Genomic DNA, 11,954 nt, shown 5'->3' with positions numbered 1-11,954 from the left:
CACTAATACTACTGCTAAACTTTGTTTTATATGTATTTTATTCATGAGTATTTCTTTGTTTATTTTTTTTAGTGATGAGTTGTGAGTTAGTGAATTATGCATAAACGATTTTAACGTTTAAAATATATTCAATGAATTATTCACTAATTCACAACTTATACATTCACCATTCTCTTAAAACTGGTATCCGTCGTTCAGCAATTTTCCTTGGCTGTTGGTAATAGCTTCTGCCGGAATAGGGAAAATGTATCGTGCTATACCCGGTACTGGTCCATTATAATACTTATCCCAATCTTTCGTAATCCAATCTTGATAAGTAGTTGGTGTTGGTTTTAAGCTAGCCAAAAAGGATACTCTTGTCCAAGACGCATCTGGTACACCAACATATTTACGGCTTGGGTTTAATACCTTGAAATTGCCACTTGCATCTCTTTTCCAGTACATATAATCTGGCAATTCTGAGTATTTCCCCGTACCAGTCAATGCGGCATCACCCATTTCCTTGATAGCAGTTACGGTTTCTTGTGACTTCTTCGCATATAAATTCCAGCGAATCAATTCATATTTACGAATCATTTCACCACCAAATTCCCAAGCTCTTTCATTCACAATCGCATTAAAAAATGCTTGCTTACTTCCCGAAATGTTCGTTATATAGCTAGTCACTTTTTCTGGCCAATATTTCGAATCAAAAGCTCTTTGGCGTACTCTTTTTAACGCTTCTTGTGCAATTGAAGTCGGTCCATTGATTTCATTTTCTGCTTCAGCCAACATCAATAATACATCTGAATAACGCAACATTGGCCAGTTGATACCCGTACCTTTAGCCGTAGACGCACCGGGAGCTTTATCCAAGAACCAACGACTCCATTTTCCTTGAGCAATGTTCATTGAACTGTTTACAAAAATGGCTTGACCGCTAGTATTGATTTTGTATAAGGCACAAGTTACATCGCGACGAATGTCAAGGGTATCAAAAGAGAAATAATAGGTAGGAGGAATAGCCATATAATTACTACCTGACCCATAACTATGTGCAGCCGTTGTACCACCATCTACCGTAATACCTATGTTCCAGCCTACATCGCCATTGCCATTGGCGAAGGGTACTTCAAATAAAATATCGCTGTTGGTTGGTGTTACAAACTTAGATTCATTCAAAAATACTTGTCTATAATCGGTAGGCAAAGGGCGGTCTTTTAGCGTAATTAATTTTTCAGAGTACTCTTTTGCAATTTTATAATAGTCTAAGTAATCTGACTTACGTTCCATTGCCAAGGCAGGAGTAAGGTAATAACCTCCTCTTTGTAAGGCTAAACGAGCAATCATCCCTAAGGTATATTCACGGTTAATTTGCTCGATTCCGTAACTAGTTTGGTCAGCCCACGACATCTTTCCTTCAATATCAATCAAATCTTTAATAACCTGCGTTAAAATTACATTGCGGTCTTCTTTCGGTAAAAAGAAATCATTACCAGCTTTAGGTGCCTGACGCACGTTTGGCACATCGCCAAAATAAAATGTTAACATACTATACCAATAAGCACGCATAGTATACGCCTCACCAAGCATGTTATACATTTTTTTAGAAGTAGCAATATCAGTAGAATTTAATGCAGAACTAGCTTCGATGCCTTCGATAGCAACATTACAGTTTCTGATAGCAGTATAGGCCGCATTCCACATAATACGCAAGTCAGCATTGGTGGCAACAGCAGTTAAATCCCAAATTTGATAACGGTCTGCCGTGCTCGACCAACCACTTTGGTGTTCGATGTCGGTATTGCCCGTCATATTGTTCGAAAGTCTTGATCGAAAAGCATCTTGTCCGAAAGACTCGTAGATGGCATTTACTCCTTTGCGGGCATCATCTACGTTTGAATAAATATAGTTTGTATCGAAAGTTGATAGAGAATCTGGTTCTAAAAAGTCTTTGCAGGATGTCATAAACATGGACAATACCGCGAGAATTACTAATTTCTTTTTCATAATTATTGACATTAACTGTTCGTAAAAACGTTCAGTGATTGATGTTGATTACCACTATTAGAATAAGTGTTACAATTCATTAAAAAGTAATATTTACTCCGAAAGTATAAGAACGGCTTCTAGGGAAAGATGAATAATCTACGCCCGGTGTTAAGCCTGAATACGTACTTCTTGTTGTACTTACCTCAGGGTCATAACCAGTGTATTTCGTCCATAGATAAAGGTTATTACCCGTTGCATAAACTCTTAATTGCGACATACCAAGTTTTGCAATCCATTTTTTAGGTAAAGAATATCCAATGTTCAAGTTGTTCAAACGAATGAAAGAACCATCTTCTACAGCCCAGTCGCTCATTACTGCCTGAGCATCACCGAAGCCTAGAGGTGACCAAATCGTTTTGTTAGCATTTAGTTCTGCCAATTGATTTAAGTCTGTTACGATTTCACCCGGAGTTCCTGTATATTTCCCATCAACGTCAAGGTAAGTGAAACGATTATCGATGCTCATGTCGGTCGTTAAGTTACCATACGTCACACGACGGAATTGATTGTACTGAATTTTTCCTGTGTTGTACACACTATTTCCATACGACCAGTTGAAGAATATTGAAGCATCAAGACCTTTATAGCGACCATTGAAACCAAAACCACCTTGAGCTTTAGGAAGCGTATTACCGATTACCTTTCGGTCTAAGCTATTAATGACGCCATCACCGTTAAGGTCTTTTAGTTTCATGAAGCCCGGTCTGATAGCGGTATTACCAGTAGTTGATGTAGAGTTGGTCACGCCTTCTTTTAATATATATTTTTTTGTGGCAGGGTCATAACTTGAAAAGTCATTGGTTGTATAAAAGCCATCTGATACGTAGCCATAAATATCACCCAATGTTCCACCTACTTTTACATAAAAGTCATCTTGCTCTCTTAAATCAGTACTTGCCCAGTTTGATTGGAAGAAACGTTCAGTAGTACCATCCAATGCTTCTACTTTTGCTCTGTTTATACCAAAGTTGAAATTGGCAGAGAAAGAAACATCAGCTTTGTCGATGATATATCCAGTAAGCGATAGCTCGATACCTTTGTTTGACGTACTACCCACATTGTTCCATTGTTTGGTAAAGCCAGAACTTGATGGAATCGCTGATTGAAGTAATAAATCTTTCGTAGTGTTTTGGTATAAATCCAAACTACCTACAATGCGTTGTTTGAAGAAAGCGAAGTCAAGCCCTAAGTTTTTGTTGATAGTCGTTTCCCACACCAAATTAGGGTTGTACAAAGTAGTTCCAGTCGGTGTGTAATAAACGTTATCAACATTACCAAAACCAGGTCCACGGAGTGTAGTAGCCTCAAACAATAATTTTGTAGCAGTAGCATCAATACGGTCGTTACCTGTAGCACCATAACTTGCACGGATTTTCAACTCGTCTAATCCTTTTATTTGTTTGAACAATTTAGTTTCCGACAGTTTCCAGCCTAATGCCAACGCTGGAAATAAACCTACACGATTTTCAGCACTGAATTTACTTGAAGCATCTGCTCTAAAAGTAATCGCTGCCAAATAACGATCTTTGAATTGGTAGTTGATACGACCAAATCCAGAAACACGATTGATATCAGTATTTTCTGTAGTATACTGACGGTCTGTACGACCGAAAGACATATTGGCAAAAAGTTCTTCTGGCGTAATAGATGCTCTAAAGTCTTCTGTACGAATAAAGCTTTGATTTCCACCTATTGCATAAACCTCGTGACCCAATAAAAAGTCAAGTTTATGTGCACCCAAACTTGGCATTTGGTAGCTTAATGTATTCAACCAACGGAAAGAATCGTTTTCATTCACCGTTTTTTCTCCGATAGGTAAGCTACTACCATTGTTGAAAGATTCGCCTGTTAATGGGCCATAGTATCGTAAAGATTTGTCAAATTGTTTCGAACCAGTAATAGTTGATTTTAAATTAAGGGCTTTAAGAATTGACCAGCTCAAACCAGCATTAAATACATAATCCTGAGTAGTTTTTTTACGCCAATCTTGCGATACTAATTTTTTAGGGTTAACAAGTGCTAAAAGGAAAGACGCAAAGTCGTCGTCAGTACCTGCCGTACTTAAATCGATATCCAATTGGTCAGCAATACCGTTTGTTGGTCTTGTCTGAACGGCATCTTTGATATTTAACTGAGCCGAACCAGAAGTACCAGCACCATCGATTACGGTATTTGTAACACGGGTAGAAGCATCAAACTTTAATTTCTTAGAAATAGTTTGGTTGATTTTAAAGTTGATAACATTACGAGTATAACCTGAGCCAGTCAAAAGACCTTGGTCAGTATTGTTAGTTAAACTCAAGCTCATCGTAGTATTTTCGTTACCACCGCTAATGCTTAAGTTATGCGACTGTGTAGTACGTGGCGCACCAAAAAGTTCGTCTTGCCAGTTTGTACCTTTTTGATTTTGATACAAATCGTAGTCACCATATTTTCCAAAAAACTTCTCCATGTTGGCAACATCAGTAGTGGTCTTCAGTTTGGCTCTTTCATAGTTTACCAAAACGTATTCATAAGGCGAAAGCACTTTATAGGCTCTGTCAGAAGGCAAAGTTTTAAACTGCATAAAACCATTGTATGATACCGTAGTACGGCCTGGACGAGGCTTTTTAGTAGTAATAACTACTACACCATTAGAAGCCTGAGCACCATAAATAGCGGTGGCAGCAGCATCTTTGAGTACGTTAATACTTTCGATATCAGATGGCGGCACATCTTTGATACTACTTACAATAAAACCATCCACCACATATAAAGGCGAATTGTCTTGTGTGATAGACCCACCCCCACGCACACGAATAACAACATCAGCATCGGGCGAACCATCGGTAGTTACTACACTTACCCCAGCCATACGGCCAGTCATGGCTTGTGCAGCACTTGTGATAGGAATATTCTTTAAATCTCTTGCAGACATACTCGCTACTGACCCCGTATTGTCTGTTTTCTTAACCAAGCCATAACCATCACTTACGACGGCTACTTCGGCCAACATACTGTTGTCTGGAGCAAGCGAGACATTGATTTCTGAACGACCATCCACGCTTACTTCCTGCGTTTTCATACCAATGAATGAAAACACCAAGACTGCACCTTTGGCTACAGAAATACTGTATTTCCCTGAAGCATCCGTAGTTGTACCAGCAGTAGTACCTTTTACTTTTACCGTTACGCCAGGAAGTGTTTCGCCTGTCTCTGAATCCACCACTTTACCTTTAACAGTAGCGTCGGCGGATATACTCGTCGTGGGCATGGGCAACTCGACTGTGGAGGGTAGGACTACCTTCTCCTCAGTCATGGGCGTTAATATAATGGCGTTGTGTACAACTTTATAACCAATATTGAGCGGCGGTAAAAAACGGCTCAATATGTTTTTTAGGCTTTCATTATTAGCCGTCAAAGTAAGATTGGTGGCTTGTGCGATGCTGTTTTTAGAACTAAAAACAAAAGACACGCCAGATTCTTTCTCAAGTTCCTTGAGAACACCTTTTATTGTGCTGTTTTTGATAGAAACAGTCACGGTTTTGGCTAAAACTTCCTGCGCTTTGGCTTCTTTGGCATAAGATGCCACCATGAAAGCTATAGCAATGGCCAACTGAATGACAGTCATCCTCATGATTTTGAAAAATGTTGTCTTAATAAAATGTTTTTCCATAAATTTGCTTTGTACGATTTTGTGTTTGAAATCTACGTTACTCTTTAATCACCTAGGAAATGATTGGGGTAATTCTTGGGCTTGGGTGCTAGTAACACTTCAAGCCCTTTTTTTACTAATTTGTATTGATTGTTTTTACTTTTCTGAGTACACTACTTGATGAAAAACGTTTGTTTAGGATTACAAACAGCCTTCACCGATAATCGTAATTTCATTGCCTTCTATCTGATAAGTAGCATTGATAGAGCTACAGATAATATCCATAATAACAGGCAGACGTTGGTTGTTGAAATTGGCAAATAATTCACATTTCCGAATGTCCATGTTTGGTGTACGGATGGTCATTCCATATTCTTGTTCTAATCTTGCTAACACCTTATCTAGTATTACTTCATCAAAACTCATACTGACAGGTTCCCATAGTTGTCGATGTTTGCTTTTCTCAAGGGTCAAATCATGGGTTTCCAACGTGTTTTCTTCTTTCTGAATCACTACCTGTTGTTGTGGCGTAATGATTACTTGGTTGAAACGTTCGCCATTTTCGGGGTCTTGATATTTTACTTTTACTTTGCCCGTCACTACCGAAACCTCATATTTTACATCTTTAAAAGAAGCTATTACATTAAAACTTGTTCCTAGTACTACCACATTCAGTCCTTTGTTTTTTACATAGAAAGGTTGTTCTTTATTCGGTTTTACATCGAAAAAAGCCTCGCCTTCTAAATAAACTTCTCTGGTCGCTGCATTTTTTACAATCTTATACAGAATTGTCGTTGCTGGATTCAACCACACCTTACTACCGTCTGGAAGCGGTAATTCATGAATGGCTTTAGTAGTATTGGTAAACGATTGCCAAAGTACAAGCTCTTGTTGTGGAACATCTTTGAAACCAACCATTGATTGCATATCCGATTCTTCTTGAGGTAACCAAAACCAACCCCATACCATCAACAAGCTCGCTGCAATAGCCATAACAGACCCAACAAAAGCTTTGCGTTTGAATAAAGGAACGGGCGGTTCTATTACTGCTTGAGATTCGTCTATCTCTTTTTGTAATGCATCCCAAATACTATCTTCCAATTCAGGCGCTTTAACGATGTCTTGCTTATCGTCGAAGGCGTTGTACCAATCCAGCAGTTTTTTGATTTCATCAGGAGTATATTTTTGTCGGAGCGAATTGATGATTTCATCATCATCCTTGAATTCACCTTGGTTCATGTTTATTTTTATTTTTTATTAATAAAATACTATTTACTCCTTAACCTAGATGTCGGTCAAGAGAAATAGTTCCACTACTTGAATATGATTTTTTGTTAAAATAATTTTAAAAAATGAAGAAAAGGAAAGGAAACAGCATATTTGGACTGATAAATTCAGCCATGCGTGACTTCAATAAGCGTAAAGCTTTGGCGATATGATTTTCTACGGTATTTTCTGAAATACCCAATTGAATAGCAATTTCTTTCTGAGGTACGCCTGCTCTGCTTAATAAGAATACCTCACGGCATCTTTCAGGTAATACCACAAGGTTTTCTTGATACAAACGCATGGCATCAGCATAAAGAATATTCTCTTCGGTAATATTAGAGCTCTGGTCGATGTGTAATTGATAATCCAGAAAATTTTGTTTGACAGTATGGTGATCAAGGGCATCTAAAATCCTGTACTTTACACTACGCATGAGGTAGTTGGGGAGGGAGTCAATCTGAATTTTCTGACGATTGAGCCAAAGGTTCAAAAACAAATCATGGATAATATCCTCGGTTTGTTGGCTGTCGTACAGCCTACGTTTAGCTAACGCATGGAGCTTTTGGAAGTATCTTCTGTAAATTTCCTCAAAAGCAGCTTCATTGTCTTCCAGCAAAAGACCTAGTAATTCTGTATCACTTGAAGCTTTGAGGGGTCTGTGCATAAGAAAAGTAATAATTATTATTAAAAAAATTATTTTCAAAAGTAGGATTAAGCAATTAGAATATCCAATGTTTTAGCTTAATTTTTTACGCAATCGTTCCCGACAACGTTTCCATATCATAATTTTAGCAACTTACACACTCATATTTATTCGCAAAATCGTCCAAAAATAAATACATCTTGTCTTATAAATAATACACAACCAATGAAATGGGCTTTATTAACAAACCTTAAAATAATTGTTAAGCCAGATGCAAAACAAATAGTACTACAAAATACAGCTTATGAACAAATGGTAATTATTGAAAGAAAAGTGGGCATAATATTGTAAATTCTACATTTATTCAACATATTTAGCATCCAAACAATATTTACAGGCTCCAAAACTATATTTGGGGTTCTTTGATATAATTCAGCTAGACTAGAATAAACCGCCAACCCAACATTCAATGTTTGATAGTACCGCTGTTAATTTAGAGATTTTAAAACAACGTGCATACAATTTAAGATGGGCAACTGTGCCACAAGGCGTTATTCCCCTTACAGCAGCTGACCCAGATTTTCCGAGTGCTCCAGAAATTGCGGAGGCTATTACGCGTTTTGTAAAAGACCGTTATTTATGTTATGGCCCGCCTGATGGCCTGCCAGATTTTAAAGAAAGCGTAGCTACTTTTTTTCAGGATAAAAGGAATATACCTGCCAAGCCAGCCTATATTTTTCCAGTGGATAGTGCCGCTTTTGGTATTTTTGTGATATGTCAGGCTTTTCTATCGCCCAATGATGAAGCCATTATATTTGACCCTGTCGATTTCCTTTTCAGATATTCTGTAGAAACAGTAGGAGGAAAGGCAGTTTCTTTTGCCATTCCTGCGGGTACAGAAAAGGTTGATTTTGAAGAACTCGAGCAATTAATTACACCCAAAACACGCTTAATTTGTTTGTGTAATCCGCTTAACCCAACGGGAAAAGTGTTTACCAGAGAAGAACTAATGCAACTAGGAAATATTGCTTGCAAACACAATTTGATTATTTTGTCAGATGAAATTTGGAGTGATATTATTTACAATCCACATACCTACACAAGCATAGCATCACTTGATGAAGCTATTCGGGAACGAACTGTAACCGTTACTGGTTATAGTAAATCATACGGTTTAGCTGGTTTACGGATAGGCTCGGTGATGGCCTCCAATCAGGCACATTTTGATAAACTTATCAAAGTGTCATTACACCAATCTACCGTACATGGAGCCAATGTAATTGGACAAATAGCAGCTACTACCGCCTTGAATGAATGCGACTATTGGTTGAAAGCCTTTGTTGAACATCTACACCACATGAAACAACTTTGTGTAACAGAACTCAACAGCATGAAAGGTGTAAGCTGTATTGCTCCCGAAGGGTGTTATGTAGCTTTTGCTAATATTACAAGAACAGGCAAAACAAGCAAGGAAATTCATGAGTTACTTTTGAATGAAGCCAAAGTTGCCGTTGTTCCTGGACTAAAAGAATGGTTCGGTGCAGGTGCAGATGGATACATTCGTTTGAGTTTTGCTACATCAAATGAAATCCTTACTCAAGCACTCACACAAACTAAAATAGTATTAAACGCATTATGAAAGTAGTAATTATTGGCGGAGGAGTTGCAGGCCTAACACTGGGACTCTTACTCAGAAAAAATAATATAAATGTTGTTGTAAACGAGAAGTTTAAGCAAATGACTACCCGTGGACATGCATTTTTAATGCACATAGATGGATGGTCGATTTTAAATGAATTAAATGCCAATACTGAAATCAATCTACCCGGAGAAGAAATCGGGGCTTTTAGTTTAAATAAGCAAGATGGAAGACAAGTAAAGAAGCAAAAACTGAATCTTTGGCGTTGTATTAAACGCAAAGACTTAATACAGTTTTTGTACGATTTGTTTCCGAAAGAACAACTAAAAACAGGAAGAATATTCTCTCATTTTATTTATGAAAACGGCAAAGCTGTGGCTGCTTATTTCACCAATGGCGAAATAGAATATGGTGATGTTTTTGTAGGAGCGGACGGCGGAAACTCAGAAGTGCGGGAAGCAATCTTAGGGGCTGTCAATTATACGCCCGTGGAAGTGAAGGAAGTGGTAGGGATTTGTACAAATGAAAAACTGGGAACTTCGCACCAAAATATATTCACAAAATACCAGAGTTGTAACCGTGGACTAAGCTTTGGGATGATTCCTGTCTCGGAAAAAGACTTTGTTTGGTTTATGCAATATAGCGTGGCTGAGGCAGATTGTGACCAAGGTTGTACGCCCGATGAACTCAAAGCATTTTGTAATTATCAATTAGCTGATTTCCCACCAGTAGTAACAGAATTATTATCTACAAATGATTTTAGCACGAGTTATATCTGGAATACCCGTGATTTTGGGTTACTTCCTAAATTCCATGCTGATAATGTGGTGTTGATTGGAGATGCTGCCCATTTGGCTTTGCCTTTTACTAGTGCAGGAACAACCAATGCTATCTTGGATGCTAAAAAACTGACTGAAAAGCTATTATCATTGAATAATCTTGAAGAGGCTTTTCAGGCATATTATGATGAGCGTAAGGATGACATTAAGAAACATATCTATTTAGGTAGAGAGCTAAAAGAACTGTTTTTGAATCCTCTCGATGTAGATGGAGATAAGATGGTAGTGCCGTTGATTACCAAAAAACAAGATAGAGATGCACATACCGAAAAACTAATAGATATTCAATATTTTACCGACCCTGTCTGTTCTACTTGTTGGGTAGTGCAGCCATTACTCAGAAAGTTGAAATTAGAGTATGGAGCCTATATACAGATTGATTATCGCATGGGAGGGCTACTACCGTCGTGGGATGAATACGAACGTGGACCTATTACCAAACCTTCGGATGTGGCACCACATTGGGAAGAAGTATGTATGATTCATGGTATCCCACTTGATGGAGATATTTGGATTGAAGACCCACTACCGTCTTCTTATCCACCTTCTATTGCTTTCAAAGCTGCCCAGATGCAGGATGCAGATTTAGCATTGTTATTCCTGAGACGTATCAAAGAAATGTTGTTTCTTGAAAAGAAAAACATTGTTGATATGGCTTATCTGGAAAAGGCAGCTTTTGACGTAGGATTAGATTCTGCACGCTTTGTGTATGATTATGAAAATAAAGCACAAGAAGCATTTAAAGAAGATTTGATTTTAGCCCAGAATATGCAGGTGGGGGTATTGCCAACGCTTATCTTTAGAAATCTTGAAAATGAACAAATCATCAGTAAAGATTATCAAGAATATGAATATTTAGAAGGCATTATCCATCAATTGGTGCCTCATGCACAGAAAAGGACGTTTGATACCGACCCGATATTCTTGTTTACCAATTTCTCGACGATGACGAGTAAAGAGTTTTCATTTCTAAGCAGTACTTCTATGGAAGAAACTAATGGTACATTAGCAGACTTATTTGAAAAAGGATTTATCGATAAATATGAAAGCAAAAACGGAATAATTTGGAAAAGTAAATTGGCAAATTATTAGTGAAAAAATATTGAAAAAGGGGTCAAAAACTAGTTTTTTGACCCCTTTTTGCTTTTGTTGGAGTTATTTCGAAACGCGGAGTACACTAGCTTAAACGAATCAAATATTTAACTATTTGGGAACACATTACTGATGTCTATGTGTATAAGCTGAAAGCCGATGACCGATAGCTGAGCCTCACCACTCACAACTCCCTCCTCCTTAAACCCCAAACTGACTAAGGTGATGGTCAAGGTGTTTATAAAACATATTGTTCCATTCTTGGATGGTTAATACTCCAAACGAGTGTGATTCTTTGCCATTGAAATAGTTTTCGCCTAAGGACAATGTTTTATTGATATGGTCTTTCAAACGAGTTTTTTCTGCTTCAAAATCTTTTGATTCTTTGATGATGAATATTGGTGCAGTAGGACTATTTTTCTTGTATGGTTTTTCGCTAACAACGGTGTTTTTAACCATCAATTTCAAAATAGTCTTCATGAAAAAATTAGGCTTTGGGTATTTGTCTTCATATACAAGTTCGTAGGTAACATTGCAATGAGCCAACATTTGCCCAACATTCATTTTACCCCAAAGAGGAACGGAATCGGGACTTAATTTGTCGATGCGTGCTAGAAGCTCGGCAGTTTCTGTTTGGTTAAATACACTTTTCATGAGCTGTCAATTAATTTAGGATGGTTTACTTTTCGTTTTAATAAAGATATGAAAAATAGCTAAATTGACAGGTTATTTTAAAATTAAGATTTCGTTGGTAAATAAGAGTAATTCGCTCAAATAGAATTACTTACTAACTTTGCTGAGCATTCT

7 protein-coding genes are annotated in these 11,954 nt (G+C 37.6%); 2 read left to right on the top strand and 5 right to left on the bottom strand.

Annotated elements, in window-relative coordinates; genetic code table 11:
- Positions 1 to 174 precede the first annotated feature (174 nt).
- The 4 genes from AC07XN_RS02970 to AC07XN_RS02955 form a co-directional block, all read right to left on the bottom strand.
- Positions 175 to 1,989, bottom strand: coding sequence for a RagB/SusD family nutrient uptake outer membrane protein (locus AC07XN_RS02970; RefSeq protein WP_494741983.1), 1,815 nt, complete (start codon positions 1,987 to 1,989; stop codon positions 175 to 177).
- A 79-nt stretch (positions 1,990 to 2,068) separates the two neighbouring features.
- On the bottom strand, positions 2,069 to 5,686 hold the full coding sequence (locus AC07XN_RS02965; protein ID WP_494741982.1) for a SusC/RagA family TonB-linked outer membrane protein: 3,618 nt from the start codon (positions 5,684 to 5,686) through the stop codon (positions 2,069 to 2,071).
- Positions 5,687 to 5,866: 180 nt separating this feature from the next.
- Entirely contained in the window at positions 5,867 to 6,904 is a 1,038-nt protein-coding gene (locus AC07XN_RS02960; protein WP_494741981.1) for a FecR family protein, read from the bottom strand.
- Positions 6,905 to 7,010: 106 nt separating this feature from the next.
- Entirely contained in the window at positions 7,011 to 7,598 is a 588-nt protein-coding gene (locus AC07XN_RS02955; protein WP_494741980.1) for an RNA polymerase sigma-70 factor, read from the bottom strand.
- Positions 7,599 to 8,046: 448 nt separating this feature from the next.
- Between AC07XN_RS02955 and AC07XN_RS02950 the strand changes: the two genes are divergently transcribed.
- Both AC07XN_RS02950 and AC07XN_RS02945 read left to right on the top strand, forming a co-directional pair.
- Positions 8,047 to 9,216 carry a pyridoxal phosphate-dependent aminotransferase gene (locus AC07XN_RS02950; RefSeq protein WP_494741979.1) on the top strand — a complete coding sequence of 390 codons (1,170 nt, stop codon included), beginning with the start codon at positions 8,047 to 8,049 and terminating at the stop codon, positions 9,214 to 9,216.
- Positions 9,213 to 11,147: a DsbA family protein gene (locus AC07XN_RS02945; RefSeq protein WP_494741978.1), complete on the top strand. Its 1,935-nt coding sequence runs from the start codon at positions 9,213 to 9,215 to the stop codon at positions 11,145 to 11,147. Before AC07XN_RS02950 ends, AC07XN_RS02945 begins: the two co-directional genes overlap by 4 nt.
- Positions 11,148 to 11,348: 201 nt before the next feature.
- Here the strand turns inward: AC07XN_RS02945 and AC07XN_RS02940 are convergent, their stop codons facing one another.
- Positions 11,349 to 11,801 (bottom strand): DUF1569 domain-containing protein, encoded by a 453-nt coding sequence (locus AC07XN_RS02940; protein WP_309913258.1) that lies wholly within the window; start codon positions 11,799 to 11,801, stop codon positions 11,349 to 11,351.
- Positions 11,802 to 11,954: the final 153 nt, after the last annotated feature.

The sequence above is a fragment of the Arcicella sp. GW458-12-2-14-TSB2 genome, from assembly GCF_059423785.1.
This window is presented reverse-complemented; position numbering and strand designations above follow the sequence as displayed.